At 59.0% G+C, this 16,677-nt stretch carries 15 protein-coding genes and 1 pseudogene; 5 read left to right on the top strand and 11 right to left on the bottom strand.

The window, feature by feature from the left end:
• Nucleotides 1–48 precede the first annotated feature (48 nt).
• Nucleotides 49–939: a LysR family transcriptional regulator gene (locus tag PC358_RS06865; RefSeq protein ID WP_033698426.1), complete on the bottom strand. Its 891-nt coding sequence runs from the start codon at nt 937–939 to the stop codon at nt 49–51.
• Nucleotides 936–1,088, bottom strand: coding sequence for a hypothetical protein (locus PC358_RS27845; RefSeq protein WP_162181142.1), 153 nt, complete (start codon nt 1,086–1,088; stop codon nt 936–938). The genes PC358_RS06865 and PC358_RS27845 overlap by 4 nt, the downstream gene beginning before the upstream one ends.
• Between PC358_RS27845 and PC358_RS06860 the strand changes: the two genes are divergently transcribed.
• The 4 genes from PC358_RS06860 to PC358_RS06845 all read left to right on the top strand — a co-directional run bounded on the left by PC358_RS06860 (nt 1,087) and on the right by PC358_RS06845 (nt 5,799).
• Complete coding sequence (locus PC358_RS06860) at nt 1,087–1,941, top strand: NAD(P)-dependent oxidoreductase (RefSeq protein ID WP_238338593.1); 855 nt, start codon at nt 1,087–1,089, stop codon at nt 1,939–1,941. The genes PC358_RS27845 and PC358_RS06860 overlap by 2 nt on opposite strands.
• Nucleotides 1,942–1,966: 25 nt before the next feature.
• Nucleotides 1,967–2,752 carry a 2-keto-4-pentenoate hydratase gene (locus tag PC358_RS06855; protein WP_033698422.1) on the top strand — a complete coding sequence of 262 codons (786 nt, stop codon included), beginning with the start codon at nt 1,967–1,969 and terminating at the stop codon, nt 2,750–2,752.
• Nucleotides 2,753–2,899: 147 nt separating this feature from the next.
• Complete coding sequence (locus PC358_RS06850) at nt 2,900–4,024, top strand: DUF4062 domain-containing protein (protein ID WP_033698421.1); 1,125 nt, start codon at nt 2,900–2,902, stop codon at nt 4,022–4,024.
• 5 nt (nt 4,025–4,029) lie between these two features.
• Nucleotides 4,030–5,799 (top strand): alkaline phosphatase D family protein, encoded by a 1,770-nt coding sequence (locus PC358_RS06845; protein ID WP_033698420.1) that lies wholly within the window; start codon nt 4,030–4,032, stop codon nt 5,797–5,799.
• A gap of 138 nt (nt 5,800–5,937) precedes the next feature.
• Here PC358_RS06845 and PC358_RS06840 read toward each other — a convergent pair whose 3' ends face one another.
• The 3 genes from PC358_RS06840 to PC358_RS06830 all read right to left on the bottom strand — a co-directional run bounded on the left by PC358_RS06840 (nt 5,938) and on the right by PC358_RS06830 (nt 7,834).
• Nucleotides 5,938–6,267 (bottom strand): hypothetical protein, encoded by a 330-nt coding sequence (locus tag PC358_RS06840; protein WP_033698419.1) that lies wholly within the window; start codon nt 6,265–6,267, stop codon nt 5,938–5,940.
• Nucleotides 6,268–6,488: 221 nt separating this feature from the next.
• On the bottom strand, nt 6,489–7,130 hold the full coding sequence (locus PC358_RS06835; RefSeq protein ID WP_033698417.1) for a 3-oxoacid CoA-transferase subunit B: 642 nt from the start codon (nt 7,128–7,130) through the stop codon (nt 6,489–6,491).
• An 8-nt stretch (nt 7,131–7,138) separates the two neighbouring features.
• Nucleotides 7,139–7,834, bottom strand: coding sequence for a 3-oxoacid CoA-transferase subunit A (locus PC358_RS06830; protein WP_033698416.1), 696 nt, complete (start codon nt 7,832–7,834; stop codon nt 7,139–7,141).
• 669 nt (nt 7,835–8,503) lie between these two features.
• On the opposite strand from PC358_RS06830, the pseudogene PC358_RS28105 reads away from it, so the two are divergent.
• A pseudogene (locus PC358_RS28105) lies at nt 8,504–8,665 on the top strand (IS256 family transposase); the annotation flags it as partial.
• On the opposite strand, the gene PC358_RS28545 reads toward PC358_RS28105, so the two are convergent.
• The 6 genes from PC358_RS28545 to PC358_RS28005 all read right to left on the bottom strand — a co-directional run bounded on the left by PC358_RS28545 (nt 8,631) and on the right by PC358_RS28005 (nt 16,496).
• Entirely contained in the window at nt 8,631–8,837 is a 207-nt protein-coding gene (locus tag PC358_RS28545) for a hypothetical protein (RefSeq protein WP_033698414.1), read from the bottom strand. The pseudogene PC358_RS28105 and the gene PC358_RS28545 sit on opposite strands and share 35 nt — an antisense overlap.
• Before the next feature lie 909 nt (nt 8,838–9,746).
• Complete coding sequence (gene leuS, locus PC358_RS06815) at nt 9,747–12,341, bottom strand: leucine--tRNA ligase (RefSeq protein WP_033698412.1); 2,595 nt, start codon at nt 12,339–12,341, stop codon at nt 9,747–9,749.
• Between the two features lie 130 nt (nt 12,342–12,471).
• Complete coding sequence (locus PC358_RS06810) at nt 12,472–13,518, bottom strand: fatty acid desaturase family protein (protein ID WP_033698410.1); 1,047 nt, start codon at nt 13,516–13,518, stop codon at nt 12,472–12,474.
• Nucleotides 13,519–13,564: 46 nt separating this feature from the next.
• Entirely contained in the window at nt 13,565–14,770 is a 1,206-nt protein-coding gene (locus tag PC358_RS06805; protein ID WP_047583138.1) for an MFS transporter, read from the bottom strand.
• Entirely contained in the window at nt 14,767–15,984 is a 1,218-nt protein-coding gene (locus PC358_RS06800) for an ATP-grasp domain-containing protein (RefSeq protein WP_050506072.1), read from the bottom strand. The genes PC358_RS06805 and PC358_RS06800 overlap by 4 nt, the downstream gene beginning before the upstream one ends.
• Nucleotides 15,985–15,998: 14 nt before the next feature.
• The gene (locus PC358_RS28005) at nt 15,999–16,496 is read right to left on the bottom strand and encodes a type IV toxin-antitoxin system AbiEi family antitoxin domain-containing protein (protein WP_050506071.1); all 498 of its coding nucleotides are present in this window, start codon (nt 16,494–16,496) and stop codon (nt 15,999–16,001) included.
• Nucleotides 16,497–16,677: the final 181 nt, after the last annotated feature.

Raw genomic sequence — 16,677 nt, 5'->3', positions numbered from 1 at the left:
TGGTGTTTCGGAAACACCACACTAGGGCGACCGTACACCAGGGATGCGCTACTCAGCCGTGCGTTCCAGTGTGCGGTCTTCGCGGACGAATGCAATGAAGCGCTGGCTCGCCAGGGCCAAGTATTCACCGCGTCGCCAGCACAATCGAAAGTCCATGTGCTGCGCGGGTTCGAAGGGAATGCCGACTAGCCCTGGTGTGCATTGCTGCACCGAACGCAGCAGGGTGGCAATACCGACGTTGTCTTGTGCTGCCTGGATCACCAGCGAAACGAAGTTGCTCTGCAGTGCAGTCCGGTAGCGCACGCCCCGCGTGGCGACGAATGCGTCGAGCATGTGCCGTTGCAGGAATGTGCTGTCGAATACGGCCATTTCGACGTCCTGCAGGTCGCCAGGTTCAAGATGGGGCAGGGTGGCCAGGGGATGGTCCGCGTGCATGCACAGCACCATTTCATCCTTGCCCAGCAGCACTGACTCCCAGGACGGGATCACGCGCCGCGACTCGAGCAGCGCCACATCGATTTCACGCCGCTCCAGGCGCTGGCTGATGTCGTCGGCGCTGCCTTCCAGCACGGTCATGACAACGCCTGGGTAAGCCTTGCGAAAACTACTCAGCAGCCTAGGCAGATAATAGAGGCCGAACATCGGCGGGATACCCAGGCGCACCTCGCCGCTTTGCAGGTCCCCCATGTCGCGCAGTTCTTGGCGAGCCGTGTCCAGTTCTCGCAGCACCGAATCGATGCGGGCGAGGAAGCGTTCGCCTTCTGCGGTCGGCACTACACGGCGGCCGGCGCGGTTGAACAGCATCATGCCCAGTTCTTCCTCCAGGCGGGTAATCGCCATGCTCAATGCCGGTTGAGCGATGTGCAGGCTTTTCGCAGCCTTGGTAAAACTGCCCTGGCGATTGACCTCGACGCAGCAGCGTAGCGCTTTCAGGTTCATGCCACTGCTCCATAACAAAATGTGATCGCGAGTATCATAACAATATATTTTTCATTATGAACAAGCCTGTCTAGGATGTGCTGCTCAACCACCAGGGGCCGCATGATGACCATCGCTTTTATCGGTTTGGGAACAATGGGGCTGCCCATGGCAACCCACCTGCTCAGCGCCTACCCGGGCTTGTTGGTGAGTTCTGCCAGCGGTCAGGCGTATGCGGCGCTGGAGCGTCTGGGCGCGCAGCCGACCGATGAGCGTAAGGCCTTGGCCGCTTGCGACACGGTGTTTCTCTGTTTGCCCGATGACCAGGTTGTCGAGCAGGTGCTGTTTTCTGCCCAGGGCCTGGCGCAATGGATGCGCCCTGGCAGTACGGTGGTCGATACCAGTACCCTCGGGTATGCCCAGACCCTCGACATCGCGCGCCGCCTCGCCTCGCTGGGCGTGCGTTTCATGGACGCCCCTGTCTCGGGTATGGCCCAGCGCGCTGGCGACGGCACGCTTACCGCCATGTGTGGCGGCCAGGCCGAGGTCGTTGAACAGATGCGTCCTTACCTGCAGACCATGGCATCGACCATCCTTCATATGGGCCCGGTGGGCAGCGGCCAATTGGCCAAGCTGATCAACCAGTTGCTCTACAACATCAACATCGCAGCACTTGCCGAAATCCTGCCCATGGCCTGCAAGCTGGGCCTGGATGCCCAGCAGGTCAGCCGCGTGGTGAACACTGGAACCGGGCGCAGCCACGCTTCGGAATACTTTCTGCCGCATATTCTGGCCGGCAGCTTCACCAGCAGCTACCCGCTGCAGGATGCCTACAAGGACATGCGTCACGGAGCACAGCTGAGCGCCGAGATGGGCCTGCCACTACCGGTGTTGGCGGCTGCCACCGCGACCTACCAGACGGCACTGCTGCAAGGCCATGGCAGCCAGGACAAAGGCGCCATGATCAAAGTGTTCGAGGCGCTGCTCGATGTGCAATTCCGTACCCCACCTGCAACCCATTGACCCGCCCACTCAGCCAGAGGCCTTGATGACTCCTTCGACGTTCACGCCCCAGCCAACCGCCGATGCCCTGTTGCGCGCATGGCGCAGCGGCGACCTTCTGCAGTGTTTGCCCGCGCACCTGAAACCCGAGACCCTCGAGCAGGGGTACGACGCTCAGGATCGGCTGTTCAGTACGGTGGGTGGCCAACGTGTCGGTTGGAAACTTGGGGTAGGCAGCCCAGCGGACATGCACGCCGGCAAGCTGACACGGCCGCTGGTTGGGCAACTCGATGCTGCGCGCTGCCACCCAAGCGGGGTCAGGGTACCGTTGCCGGCGCTGACGCCGGTCACTGTCGAATGTGAAGTCGCGTTCGTGCTTGACCGCGATGTACATCCTGAACCGGGGCGTGCACCGACAGCTGACGATATCCGTGCCACCTGCGTAACCTTCGAGGTCGTCCGCTCACGCTTTGTTGATCGCAAAAGTGTCGGCTGGCCGAGCTTTGTGGCCGACAACGTCGGTTTTGAAGCGCTGGTCATCGGCGAGCACATTTGCAGTGGCATCGACGATAGATTGCTGACTGAACTTGCCGCGACCGCGGTCGTGCATCTGGATGGCGTGCCACGGGCGCGTGGTTTGTTCGGCGATGCCGCGACAGACCCGATGCATTCGCTGGCAGCGTTGTATGCCCATGCGGCTGAGCGCGGGCAGGTTCTGCGTGCGGGCGATATCGTCTCGACAGGCGCCATGTGCGAACCGTTCGACCTGGTTGGCACTGGCCATCATGTCGCGGTGAAGTACTTTGACAAGGAACTGCTGTTCAGTGTTTAGCGGCCAAACTGCATGAGGCTTCACTGATTGCCGATAGGAATACCCTTCGATGCTTTTAGACACGGTCTTCGCCTGATCTATGCTTGGGGCGGAAACCTGTTATCGATCAAAGACTGTTGAGGCCTCGCACGTGGGGCAGGAGCAAGGATGGCCCAGTCAAAGAAAATCAGCGTCATGCTGTCCAGTCGCTGCAACGACCGTTTTCCCGCTGGCAGCGATCAAACCCTCAGCAGTATCCGCGCGCAGCTCAAGCGTGAGATAGAAGGCACGACGCTGTTCGGCAAGCAACTGTTCGAAGTCTGGATCAACGAAGATGCCCCCCCAGCCGATGGCATGCAGGACAGTTGGGACGCTTGTTTACAAGCCGTGCGCGATTGCGATGTGCTGTTGGTGCTGTCCAATGGCAATGCCGGCTGGGCCAGTGGTGACGGTGACATCGGCATCTGCCATGCGGAGTACATGGAAGGGCTTGCCACCACGCGCGGGAAGGTGCGCTTCATCGCCATGCCGAATATTCCGGTCGGTGATAGCCGGGAAGCTGAGGCAGCACGTAATCAGCGCTTCCAGGCGTTTATCGCGCAACAGACCCCGTTCAGGGGGGGAATGGTCTCTACCGTCGAGCAGTTGCGCGACCGCGTTCAGGAAGCGCTGCTCGACGCGGTGGTGGTTCTGACCCAGCGTGGGGTAACCGCTGCCGCTTCGAGCCGCTTCGACATGGGCCAGGCGCTCGATTGGACACGGATGGACTTTCGTCAGCGCAAACGCGCGATGGAAACGGTGTTGCTGCAGGCGCTTACGGGTGGCGAAGCCCCTGTGGGCGATGCGTATGCCATTGTTCCAATGGCCGACGTGAATATCGCTGTGTTTGTCCATGCAATCCCGGCTGCGTTCACCGTTGCCGCTGCGCGTGAGTTGGTGGGTAAACCCTTTCTACGTGACCATGAGCATGCTCATTTATTGCAAGGCGCGCATGGGCCGTTGCACCTGATTGCCTGCCATCGGGGGGCTACAGAGCATCAGGCCACGGCGTTGCTGGGCTTTGCTGATGCAACCGTGGTCAGCGGACCCTTCGGTGTGTTTGTCGCCGATGATGTACAGAAGGTACAGTTTGCCTTCCTGGCCAACTGCCGCGATGCGTCGCAAACGCGCCATGCGCTGCAGCGCTTCAGAGAATGGCTGGACCAGACCGGTGAAGCGCAGAGGCTGGCCAAGAGAGCCGTTTCGCGCGCCAGAATTGTCAGCGTTATTGCTGCCGAGCTTGAGGGGAGATAACAGGGATGTCCAAAGCACGCTTTACCGTAGGGCCGGTGTTGTCTTTTCGCGGCGTCAGTGAAACCGGGCAGTGGCAAGTGACTGCGTTGGTCGGGGTTGCACAGGGTTCTGCATTCCCCGCGCTGGTTATTGAAGGGCGGGCATGCGCTGCGCCGAAGGTGTTGCTGGAGCATGGCAAGGAAACCATCCTTCGCTATGACCTGAGTTGCGAGCAACAGGCCCAGGAGCGAACGGTGCGATTTGGTGCAGCGCAGGGCGGGCCGCAATGGGAGTTCTCCGTGCCCGGCCGAGACTATGCGCCGAGAATGGCCTACGTCTCTTGCAATGGCTTCTCCGACCCAAGTGGCATGCGCAAGTTGGTGCGCCCTGAAAACGCCGTCTGGGCTGACCTGATCAGTAACCATGACAGTACGCTGCGCGATGCAGGTTACGTGCTGGACAAGGAGCAGCTTTGGCACGAAGCCCGTATCCATGACAAGGGCTTGAAGCGCTTTCAATTGCTGTTGATGGGGGGCGATCAGATTTACTTCGATTCGATCTGGGAAGATATAACAGCGCTCAAGAAATGGGTCGGGCTGTCGCGCAAGGAGCAGTTGGCATTCAAGGTAGGCGTGACGCTGGAGAGGGAGATCGAATCTTACTATTTCGGGCTCTATGCCAAGCGTTGGCTGCCGGATACTCGGCGTGACTGGGGCCAGGCCAAGCCGAACCTGGATGCCGCTGATGCGATGGCGAGAATCCCCACGGTGATGATGTGGGACGACCACGACATCTTCGACGGCTGGGGGTCTTACAGCCCCGCCATGCAACACTGTGAGTTGTTCCAGGTGATGATGCGCCACGCGCGCAAGGCGTTCTGGGTGTTTCAGTTGCAGCATGCCCTGGATGACTTGCCGCCGCTGCAAGGGCTGAAGCGTGCAAATGTTTCCCAGCAGGACCCTCAGTACGAGCCGATAGCATGGCGCACACGGCTGAAAGGGGACCGTTTGGCCTTGCCACTTCTGGATGGCCAACCGGGCTTCAGTTTCGGCTTTCACATAGGGCCGGTATCACTGTTCGTGGCTGATTTGCGCACCGAGCGTTCACGCACCCAGGTGATGGGGGCCGCGACCTGGGCTGCCATGCAGGCTTGGCTCGGCACACTGCGTGACGGTGAGCCTGCTCATCCGGGGAGCAAATGCCAGCACCTGATGTTCATGTCCTCGGTGCCAGTCGCGCACCCCAAACTGTCGCTGGCTGAAGGGTTACTCGATACCTTCGGCCAGGACCATGTGCTCGACAGCAATGCTGACGACCTCAAGGACCATTGGTCGCACGGCGATCACGAGGGCGAGCGCAAGCGCCTGCTGGAATCGCTGACCCGGATTGCCGAGCAGAGGCTGCTGCGGGTATCCATCGCTTCTGGGGACGTGCACGTCGCGGCGTGGGGCAGCTGCTATCGCCGAGACATCCCGCCGACCTCGAACTGGGCGCAGATTCAGCAATTCACCTCGTCGGGTGTGGTGCATCCTTCGTTGATCGGCGTGGCCGAACGGCTGTTTCTGCAGTTGCTGAACCATACCGCGAGCAAGGTCCAGTCCATCGATGTGCAGCACTGTGTCGAGATGATGCTGTTCCCGGGGTTCAATCGCTATGTGATGCCATCCCGGAACTGGTTGGCGTTCGAGTTGGACATGGGCGGTGAGGCCGGTAGCAAGCTGTGGGCGACCTGGCGCTGTGAAACGGAGGCAGGGTTTTCCAACCACTTGCAGGCGGTGCATCCGGCTCAGAAGTAGAGCGTGCCAACAAATCCTGGCCTCAGTGCAGCCGATAGGCATCCTGCGCCATTGCGAGCATCAGTTTGGCTCATTCGGCTTTACCCTGATCAGACCAAGGTCGGTGTTTGGGGGCAGGCGAACGCCCGCCCCGCCAGATCAATCTACCCGCACGAACACGTTCTTGGCCATGTCACTGCCACCAACGGCTTCCAGGCGCTTGCCGCCATCCAGTACGCGAACGTTGATCAGGGCTACCCCGTCCTTGTTGCGAGCAGTGACCACATCATCTTTGCGCTCCCACTCGTCAACCTTGACCTTGTTGCCGTTGGCGATGATGTAGTCGCTCGAGAACTCTACCGTCTGCTTGGGACCCTGGAAGCCCATCACGGTGGTGGTTTGTTCGTAAGTGCCTTCCAGCGCGTCGCCGCCGCAGCCGGCCAGTACGCAGAACGGCAACGCCATGAGCACGAATTTGAGTTTACGCATGAGATTTCCTTATCGGTTGGTGGTGATGTCGGCGGGTCAACCCATGGCGGCCGTTGATTCAATCAAGACCCGCCATGCGCTGCCTTACAGGGGGCAGAGCTTACCTGAGTGACGCCGAGGTATCACGAAATGTCATCAACGCCTCTCACTAACGCGCACGTGGCCCAGCTTGGCCAAGTAGAGGCGCCCGGGGATTCCAGGCGTCATACGGGCAGGGTGGATTACCTGAACAGCGGCACGCCGCTGAGCTTCTGCAACTCGTCGAAGTCGATGTCGGCGCAGATCTCTATCACCTGCAGCCCATCGGACGTCACCTCCAGCACGGCCAGGTCGGTGTAGATGCGGCTTACGCAACCGATACCGGTCAGCGGGTAGGTGCACTCGGGCACGAGCTTGCTTTCGCCGGACTTGGTCAGGTGGTCCATCATCACGAACACTTGGCGGGCGCCCGTGGCGAGGTCCATCGCACCGCCTACAGCCGGGATCGAACCTTCGGCGCCGGTGTGCCAGTTGGCCAGGTCGCCCTTGACCGACACCTGGAAGGCGCCCAGTACGGCGATGTCCAGGTGGCCGCCACGCATCATCGAGAAGGAGTCGGCGTGGTGGAAGAAGGCGCCGCCGGTGAGCAGGGTGACGTGCTGCTTGCCGGCGTTGATCAGGTCATCGTCTTCTTCTCCCGGCGCAGGGCTTGGGCCCATGCCCAGCAGGCCGTTTTCGCTGTGCAGGAATACTTCCTTGTCGCCCAGGTAATTGGCCACCAGGGTCGGTGCGCCGATGCCCAGGTTTACATAGGCGCCTTCCTGAATGTCTGCGGCCACGCGCTGGGCCATCTCGGTACGGGAGAGTTTTCGGGTGATGGTCATGGCAGGCCTCAGACAGCGTTGGCGATCGAAGAAGCGGCAGTGCCGGAGACGGCGACCACGCGCTGGACGAAGATACCCGGGGTGATGATGTGTTCCGGGTCCAGTTCACCGAGTTCGACGATCTGGTCAACTTGGGCGATGGCGGTCTTGGCGGCCATGGCCATGATCGGGCCGAAGTTGCGGGCGGCCTTGCGGTAGATCAGGTTGCCCCAACGGTCGCCCTTGTGCGCCTTGATCAGCGCGAAGTCGGCGTGCAGCGGCATCTCCAGAACGTACTGGCGGCCGTCGATTTCACGGGTTTCCTTGCCTTCGGCCAGCAGGGTGCCGTAGCCGGTCGGCGAGAAGAACGCACCGATGCCCGAGCCCGCAGCACGGATACGCTCGGCCAGGTTGCCTTGCGGTACCACTTCCAGCTCGATTTTGCCGGCCCGGTACAGTTCATCGAACACGTAGGAGTCGGACTGGCGCGGGAACGAGCAGACCACCTTGCGTACGCTGCCTGCCTTGAGCAGCGCGGCAAGCCCGACCTCACCGTTGCCGGCATTGTTGCTGATGATGGTGAGGTCGCGGGTACCGGTGGCGATCAGGGCATCAATCAGTTCAGACGGCATGCCGGCAGTGCCAAAACCACCGACCATGATGGTCGAACCGTCGGTGATGCCTTCCACCGCGCTGGCGATGGACTCAAACGTTTTATTGATCAAAGCGAGCTCCTGGTTTTTCCTGGAGTGTGGGTTATCGACCTTGTCTTCGCGTGGCGAAGCGGTGGGCCAATCAGCACCTAGGAATTGTTGGGTGACTGCGTACTAGCGTGCCGCAAGATCGTGCACAAGTAGAGGGAGCTAAGCGGATTTTGTGCGATTATCGAACTGTTGTGCGATGTGTGAGTCGTGATTGCCCGGGCTGTGGTGAGCCCTCAATCTGCTTGTCGCCTGCATGCGTACAGTAGCTATTGAGCTGTTTGAGCAGCGAAGTTCGCCCTTTGCCAGGGAGCGCCGTCGCCAGGTCATAGAGCAGGCTCCTGCAGTTATCGGGCAGAGAGGCAGGGCAGAGAGGCTGAAGGGACATCCGGGGCCTCGTTGGAGCGGTTGGGCGTTTGTACGTTATGCCGATTCAGAGGCTGTCCGGGTCGCCGAAGAACATTTGACTGGGCTCTAGTACGGTAATTTCAGGAAAGGGCGGGAGTGTACTTCAGTCACAGACCGGACGGGAAAAGCCGAGTTGCCTTAGGGATCGTCTACCGGAAAAGTGCTCCAACCTCAGGTGTCGGGGTTGCCAGTCGTGGGTTGTGGTCCAGCCGTTGGCTTGTATGATCAGACGCGGGGGTGTCAGAAATTTTGTGTTCGGGCATAACATGAGTAAGAGGTGCATGTATGCCAACCAAAAAGAAATCTGAGCGCCAACCGGTGCGGGAGCTGCCGAAGCTTCCAAAGGAACTGCTGGATCAACTCCCTGAAACGCTGATGACCGCTGAGGCGATCGAAGAGGCTTCTGCGGCCTTCAAGAAAGCACTGATTGAACGAGCCCTAAATAGTCGTGCCATTGCGCCAGCGGGTGCGGATAGCGGTTGTAGTAGTACCCGGCGACGGTGCGCGACCAGGGGCTATGGAAGAAGAACACGCATGTGCGGGTGTCTGCCTCGCGCAGACACAGCCACTGCTGCCAGAGCAGGCGTTCTTCGTCACTGAGCACTTGCGGGTTGTCCATGGACAGCTCACACCACGCTGCGCACGAGCGTCTGGAGCGGGCTTGCCCCGCGATCTGCCGCAACGCGGCAGCAAAGCCTGAGTGCGCGGCTTATTTGACACCATTTGATATCGGGTACAGGAGCGCTTCGCACTCCATCGCGGGACAAGTCGGATCGCCGCACCGCCGCTCCCACAAAACTTTTCGTACAGAGCCTAAGTGCACCGGCGTGAGTTCATCCACCGAGGCCGGCAGAGGTGCCTTGGCCAGTTCGTGGATCAGGCGCAGGTCGGACTCGTGGGTCTGGCGCACCATGAAGTCGCGTACCGGAACCCAGCCCTTCACGGCGGCCTGCTCGCTTTCGGTGGGAAATAGTTTTTTGTACCCCCAGTCATACTGGTCTCGCACTTCCCGGTAGTGCCGGACAACCCATGTATTGTCGACTGTAGACGTATCGCTGACATTACAGTGCGGGCGATGGTGTTTTGGCGGCCTCTGAAGGTGATTCCCGCAATATCTGTAGCCGTCAAGAACACCACGATCACCACTTGAAGTGATGGTGGCCGCCTAATTTGAGGGGAGAGCGTTTCAGGCCTCGATGTGCGATTCAAAGACTCTCAGGGTTGCCAAAGAACATTTGGACATTCATATAAATCAAATGGTTATGAATGGGAAGTTGGATTTGTACCCGCAGATGTACCCCTTTCAACTGTAGCTATCGAGTGGATTCCAGTGGAGGCAACGAGGAGGGATCGGTTTCAAATGTGCAATCCCTCGCCCATTTGCGCAACTTCTTTGGGCTCGTCACAGTCGCTACGCGTCGCAGCAGTCAGTGGGTGGGATGCACACGTTTTCCACTGAGGCCTGAACCAGAAAGCCTACATTTCCTGAGAAAGCCGGCTTTCTGGTTTCAGGGGACAACCTGAATGGTCAGACGATGAAGTTCACCAATCGGTTAGGCACTACGATCATCCTTCCTGCGCTTTCCAGATATTTGCTCAACACAGGATCGGACAGCGCCTGGTCACGGATTGTGTCATGGTCGGCATCGGCCTGGACCAGAATCTCCCCCCGTAGCTTGCCATTGACCTGTACCATCAACTTCACTTCGTCCTGCCTTAAGGCGTCGCTGTCCGGGGTCGGCCAGGCACTGTCGTAGATCGCGCCGGGGAATCCTAATGCCTCCCAGAGAACCTGGGAGATATGTGGCGTCACAGGTTGCAGCACCTGCAAGAGAATGGACATGGTTTCCCGGCAGACCTGGTGACCAACGCTGCGGGCACTCTCCAGTACCTTGAGCATCTTCATTGCACCCGATACGACGGTATTGTATTGCAGACGCTCATAATCGTTATTGATTTGCTTCAACAAGTCATGGGTCATGAAGCGCACACGGCTCGCTTCTGTGGCGTCTGCCGCCTGGCCGTCACTTTCGCTCCAGCGTGCCTGCTCATCAACGGCAAAGCTCCAGAGACGGCGCAGGAAGCGATAAGCCCCTTCGACACCGGTGTCGCTCCAGATCGTGCTTTGATCAGGGGGGCCGGCGAAGATGGTGAACAATCGGGCGGTGTCCGCACCAAACCGGTCGATGATGTCCTTGGGCTCGACCACGTTGTTCTTCGACTTGGACATCTTCTCCACGCCACCCAGGGTGACAGGCAAGCCATCTTCGATCGCTGTCGCGCTGACCGGACGGCCTTTTTCATCGTATTGAACCGATACTTCGCAGGGGTAGAACCATCGTCGGCTACCGTCCTGCGCCTTGCGGTAATAACTTTCCCGCAGCAGCATGCCCTGAGTGAACAGATTCTTGAATGGTTCACTGAAGTCCACCAATCCCTCGTCGCGCATCGCCCTTGTCCAGAACCTGGCGTAGAGTAAGTGCAGCACCGCATGCTCGATGCCGCCGATGTACTGGTCGATTGGCATCCAGTATCGGTTGCCAGGCCCTACCATCGAAGTGTGGCAGTCGGGATCGCAGTAGCGCATGAAATACCAGCTCGAGTCGACGAAGGTGTCCATTGTGTCCGTTTCCCGTTGCGCGGGTGCTGCACAACGAGGGCACGCGACGAGGCGGAACGATTCACGCTGCAGCAACGGATTGCCGCTTCCGTCGGGAATGCAATCGGTCGGCAATATTACCGGCAGGTCTGCGTAAGGTACTGGTACATCGCCACAGTATTCGCAATGAATGATCGGAATCGGAGTTCCCCAGTATCGTTGCCGGGAGATTCCCCAGTCACGCAGGCGCCACGTGGTGGCTTGCTCGCCACGCCCACGCTCGGCCAGGGCGTCGACGATTGCCAGGGCAGCTTGCTCCACCGTGAGACCATCATAGGCGCCAGAGTTGATCAGGCGACCTTCCTGGCTGCCGTAGCGATCCGACCAGGCTGCAGGGTCATAAGGAGCCCCGTCGAGCGCGATGACGGGGTGTACGGGCAAGCCATACTGACGGGCAAAATCGAAATCGCGCTCATCATGGGCCGGCACCCCCATCAAGGCGCCTTCCCCATACTCACCAACCACATAATTGGTGATCCACACGGCGACCGGTTCGCCGGTCAATGGATGCTCGACGTGCAAGCCGCTCGGGATACCGAGCTTCGCCTGCGCGCCGGCGGCGGGGCTGGTCTGTGCCGCCTGTCGACACGCCTGCACCTGCGGCTCGAGCCCTGGATCGAGCACCGTGGCACGCTTGGCCAGCGGATGATCAGGGGAAACGGCACAAAACGTCACACCCATCAGCGTATCGACGCGCGTCGTGAACACCCACAGCTTGCCTGCGTCGATCAACTGCCCGTTTGCGTCTTCGACAGTGTGGACAAAGGCCAGGCGGACTCCACTGGCCTTGCCAATCCAGTTGCGCTGCATGCTGCGGACCATGTCCGGCCAACCCTCCAGGGTATCGATGGCCGACAGCAGTTCCTCTCCATACTGCGTGATGCGCAGGTAGTAGCCGGGAATCTCGCGTTTCTCGACGAGCGCTCCGGATCGCCAACCCCGGCCATCCACCACTTGCTCGTTGGCCAGCACGGTTTGGTCGACGGGGTCCCAGTTGACGATCTGGGTCTTCTTGTAGGCCACGCCCTTTTCCAGCAACTTCAAGAAAAACCACTGGTTCCATTTGTAGTATTCGGGATCGCAGGTGGCGATTTCTCGTGACCAGTCGAAAGCCAGTCCTAGCGGCTGCATCTGCGACTTCATGTCGGCGATGTTCATCCGTGTCCATTGAGCGGGTGATACGCCCGACTGCATCGCGGCGTTTTCTGCCGGTAGGCCGAACGCATCCCATCCCATCGGCATCAGGACGTTGTAGCCCTTCATCCGCATGTGACGGGCCAACATGTCATTGATCGTGTAGTTGCGCACATGCCCCATGTGCAACTTTCCGGAAGGGTAGGGCAGCATGGAACAGGCATAGAACTTTGGCCGGCTTTCGTCCTGGACAGCCTTGAATACTTCATCGCGAAGCCATTTGGCCTGAGCCGTGCTTTCAACCCAGGCAGGATCATACTGCTGTCGCATAGGGGGTCCTCGATATTGTTGGAGCTGGACGACGATAAATCGCCCGGCTCATATGTTCTTGTAAGATATCGCTCGGCCTGTTGAACATCGCTTGCCGCAAGTGTAAGCGCTTACGGTAATCTGGCAGGGATTAGGTTTGAAAAGTTTTTTCCTCTTTGCGCCCTCCCGCCAACCAGCCACGGGGCCACACGCTGAAAGCCCGAGGCGGCTTGTATTTGGCTTTAAGCGACCGTAACAGACTGCCGTGAGTAATCAAGCAGAAATCGGGTTGGAAGTGCTGCATATACTGTGGGATCTTATCCCATGGAACTGTAGGAAAAATATGATGGGCGCCATGGTAGTTGAAGTTCATCAGGCACACTCGCTCGAAAAAGAGTGGCACTTTCACGTTTCTCGCAAACAGCGAATCATTGATGGGCGTCTGGTAGTGGGCAAAACTGTCCAGCACAGTGAGAATGAATGCTCTGAGTAAGTAGAGGATCACCAATATCCACCAGTTGGCGCCATACAGAAAAGCACTGCAAGCTAACAGCAGCAAGGTGCACGCGCCTTCGGTGCGCAGTGCGCTCAATTTTTTATTGCGCAGGGTGATGGACAGCGCGCAATGGTCCGACGGCACTACTGTCGAGCCGTAGATGAGGCTCGTCAGCGGGTAGATAAAACGGGGCGGCAGGAAGCAGACGATTGCGGTCAGCACGAAGTCGTGCCAGTAAGCACCAAACAATTTGCGATAGTAATAATTGACGACCTTGCGCGTCGATCGGCGCGGGGCGATATAGATCTCGTCGCAATCATGCTCGGTACGATTGACGCGGTGATGCCGCAGATGATCGAAGCGTTGCAAGTCATAGGCGATGCCCATGAACACCGCCATCACCTGGCCCATACGCCGGTTCCTCCGGGGGGCAGGGTGCAGCAATCCGTGTATCGCCTCATGCACCATGACGCCGGTGGTCGAAGAGAACAACAGGGTGGGTAGCAGGGTCAGCATGAACCAGGGGTTTGTAGAGATCAACAGGGGAGCGATGAGAAACTGGTAGCCGTTGACCAGTACAAGAAATACAAAGATCAAGTTGTTGGTCGTGACATCGATATCGTCGAAGTCGCGGGTTTTGACCAGGGTCGGATTGCCACGATACAAACGCTCGTACAGGTCCTGCGTCAGTGTCTCGCTCATGCTGAATGCACCTCTTCCTTTTGATGTCTGAAACGAGCCTCCTGGCTCAACTTCTTCGTGGTGATGAAACCTGTGGAGCCTTGGCTTCCCGGCCCCACAACCAGCAGACGCCTCCGAGCAGCAGACCCAGCAGTCCGTAGAGGCTCCAGCTCAGCGTGAACCCAGCGCTGGAGTTCAACGAGGCGCCCAATCCCACCGAAACCATTCTGGCGAGCGCGAGCAGGATGGGAATCAGCGAAAAGAGGCTGGCCTGGGTTTGCAATGATGTCTTTTGGGAAATCAACGCGGTGATATGGGTGATGCCGAGAATCTCACCCATCGTCCAGAAGAAAACGAACGTCAGAATCAACGCGGTATGCTCGAAAAACGCGTAGGCGCCAAATCCGATACCGTAGAAGATTCCTGCCGCGGCCAGGTTGGCGAGCGTGCTGAATCGAGAGGTTAGCGCGATCAGAGGCTGCGTGATCAGGATGACCAGCAACGCGTTGACGATCCCCACGGCAGCGAAGATGCTCGCGGCACGGTCAACGGCTATTACATCGAGCCACAACGGTAGCTGATACTCACGCTGCGCATCCAACACCGACAAAGCGAAAAACATTGCGCCGGCGACGATCACGATCCTCGGTATGTCGACCATGTTGCGCAAGATTCTGCGTCGTGCCTGTGGCGTATGAACCTGTCGCTCAGGCAGCACCAGGAAAACACTCGCAAGGAAACACGCAATGCTGACGCCGGCGGCGAATACCATCAGGTAATGACTATGCAGGCCGAGCAGATACCCACCGATGACAAACAGCAGCGCGGCGCCCAGGTTGCTGGCCAGGTGAAGGTAGCCGAAGGATGCAATGCGGTTGCCATCGTCCGCCGCCAGCGAGGTCAGCATGCTGAACACTGGCGTGATCACGCCTGCGCATAGCATGAACATCAGCACCATGGCAATGGACGTGGTCGGCGTGTTGAACACCATCGCGAGCAGCAGAAAGACCGACGAGCACAATGATGTGCCCAGTAACAGTGAGCGAAAGGAGCAGCGACTGGCCAAGGCCCCACCCAACAAGTTGCCCGTCAAGTAGAACGCCGATACCAGCGTTATCACCAGCGCCACTGCCGAGCCATCGAGATGGTAGTGACGGTTGAAAAACAGCGCTGCGAATGGCCCCAACGCGTTCGCCATGACGAAAAGCAGACGAAGCAGGATGATGTTGCGCATCGCCGTCGTCAGCCCCGCGTCCTTGAAGAGCTTGTTCACTTGAGGATCACCTCGGTGTCACGAACGCGCGCAGTGCTCGCTGCACGGCATTCGTGCGCCGTATCTGCCTGGGTGATGATGAACGCAGCTCGATCAAGAAAGGCATCCGGCGGCAGCTTCAAGGTGCGGCCGGAGGCGGCCTCGACGACCAATTGCGACCTGACGCCTGCGGGCAGTGCGGGCAGTGCGGCATGCACCTTGACCAATACCCCCGCGTGGGGCGGGTAGATGAAGTCGATGGCGGCCACCCGGTGGCGCGTCGGTCGCAGGTCCAGCGGTACATCCCGGAAACTGTCCACCAGCAGCTTGAACAGATCCAGGCCGCTGGCCAGCTCTACCAGCTTCAGGATCTGATCACCACCGGCCCGGGTCGCAAGTTCAATGACCTTCGCACCATCCTTGCCCAGGCGGATTTCCGTATGGGTGATTCCCCACTGCACAGCCAGCGCCTGATGGGCGGCAACCACCAAGTCCGCAACCGCCGGCGGCATATCCTGCCCACCCGGCTCGAAAGAGACCAGGTGACCAACCTCCTCGAAGTAAGGTGCCGGACCGAGACGTTTCTGCGTCACGGCAACAATATTGACGCGACCTTGGGCCACCACACTTTCGACACTGATTTCCGGGCCATCGACATAGGCTTCCACCAATGTCTCGTCCATGATCGCGCTGCTGGTACGTACCTGTTTTTCGCTAGCGTGCCTGGCCGCGATAGCCGCGAGCAGTGCCTGCTCGGTGTCCGCCAGCACCACGCCGATGCTGCCTGCCAGTTTTCTTGGCTTGATGACCACCGGGAAACCGATTGCCCGTGCGGCCGCGACAATCTCCGCATCCGTCAGGGCGAGCAATGAGGCGGGAGAAGACACGCCGTGCCGGGCGAACGCTTCGCGCATCAGGCGTTTGTCCCGGCTCACCCGGGCGGTATCCAGCGTATTGCCGCGCAACCCGAAGCGAGCGGACAGCAAGGCCACCGCCTCGACGTAGAATTCGTAGTAGGTGACAATCAGGAGCAAGTCGATACCGAGTGTTTCGACCTGGGTGGCAATCTCGTCAATCTGTTCCGGATCGATGTCTACCCAGTGAGCGACGTAGCGCTCGGCCCATTCGGGCAGGCTCTTGCCCACCAGGATCACCGGCGCCTGACGCGCCAGGGAGGCCAAGGCAAACTCGCGGTAAAACTGGTTACCCACATCAAGCAGCAAAATATGCTTCATAGCGCTTGGCACCCCTATCCGTAGGGTTTCAAAGACAACATCGATCCGTCCTTGAGCCGGGTGATCCAACGGCTGTTACTGCCCACCGGAATACGGTACTGACTCAGCACCGTATCGACGTTGAGCTGACCGCATTCGCGTCCCCATTTGAGGAACAGACGCTTGGCTTTTACGCTGGTACAGCGTTGAAGCAGATCACCCACGATGTCCGGGTACATCACCTTGACTTGCGAAAACGCACTATAGGCATCCTCCAGCGATTGCTTGCCGCCCACGTCGTAGAGCACATAGTCTGCCGCGCGTCTGGCCAGACGCGGATCGATCTCCAGCCCGAGATAGGAACAGGAGCACATGTTCATGAACGAGTGCCCGTTCAGATCGACCATGCGGTTGCGCTCGACATGCCTGACGCTCAAGTCGGTCAGCCCTGAGTTCTGCGCAAGTTGCCAGGAGGGATTACCAATTTCGACCGTCCTGGCAGTATTGATGTATTGGTTCTTCAAATTAGACATAAACCTTCCATTTGCTTGGTTCAAGCTCGATAAAAGTTGTCTTTGCGAATACGTCGAGCGCTGCCTCGGGTATCCGTATTGGGCGCAGTGAAGAAACTGACCTGAGTTTCAGTCGTTGACCACAGTTGTAGTAGGTCAGTAGCCGGTGCTCAGTGCGATTAAATATGGCCAAAACCCAATT

Source organism: Pseudomonas capeferrum, from assembly GCF_000731675.1.
Taxonomy (GTDB): domain Bacteria; phylum Pseudomonadota; class Gammaproteobacteria; order Pseudomonadales; family Pseudomonadaceae; genus Aquipseudomonas; species Aquipseudomonas capeferrum.
Note: the sequence above shows the minus strand (reverse complement) of the source record. Positions and strands in the feature narration are given on the sequence as shown.

Bases quoted from the DNA above. Each gene is read 5' to 3' on its own strand.
- PC358_RS06865 (WP_033698426.1), bottom strand. From the start codon at position 939: ATGAACCTGAAAGCGCTACGCTGCTGCGTCGAGGTCAATCGCCAGGGC.
- PC358_RS06860 (WP_238338593.1), top strand. From the start codon at position 1,087: ATGGCAACCCACCTGCTCAGCGCCTACCCGGGCTTGTTGGTGAGTTCT.
- PC358_RS27845 (WP_162181142.1), bottom strand. From the start codon at position 1,088: ATGGGCAGCCCCATTGTTCCCAAACCGATAAAAGCGATGGTCATCATG.
- PC358_RS06855 (WP_033698422.1), top strand. From the start codon at position 1,967: ATGACTCCTTCGACGTTCACGCCCCAGCCAACCGCCGATGCCCTGTTG.
- PC358_RS06850 (WP_033698421.1), top strand. From the start codon at position 2,900: ATGGCCCAGTCAAAGAAAATCAGCGTCATGCTGTCCAGTCGCTGCAAC.
- PC358_RS06845 (WP_033698420.1), top strand. From the start codon at position 4,030: ATGTCCAAAGCACGCTTTACCGTAGGGCCGGTGTTGTCTTTTCGCGGC.
- PC358_RS06840 (WP_033698419.1), bottom strand. From the start codon at position 6,267: ATGCGTAAACTCAAATTCGTGCTCATGGCGTTGCCGTTCTGCGTACTG.
- PC358_RS06835 (WP_033698417.1), bottom strand. From the start codon at position 7,130: ATGACCATCACCCGAAAACTCTCCCGTACCGAGATGGCCCAGCGCGTG.
- PC358_RS28545 (WP_033698414.1), bottom strand. From the start codon at position 8,837: ATGGACAACCCGCAAGTGCTCAGTGACGAAGAACGCCTGCTCTGGCAG.
- leuS (WP_033698412.1), bottom strand. From the start codon at position 12,341: ATGCGACAGCAGTATGATCCTGCCTGGGTTGAAAGCACGGCTCAGGCC.
- PC358_RS06810 (WP_033698410.1), bottom strand. From the start codon at position 13,518: ATGAGCGAGACACTGACGCAGGACCTGTACGAGCGTTTGTATCGTGGC.
- PC358_RS06800 (WP_050506072.1), bottom strand. From the start codon at position 15,984: ATGAAGCATATTTTGCTGCTTGATGTGGGTAACCAGTTTTACCGCGAG.
- PC358_RS28005 (WP_050506071.1), bottom strand. From the start codon at position 16,496: ATGTCTAATTTGAAGAACCAATACATCAATACTGCCAGGACGGTCGAA.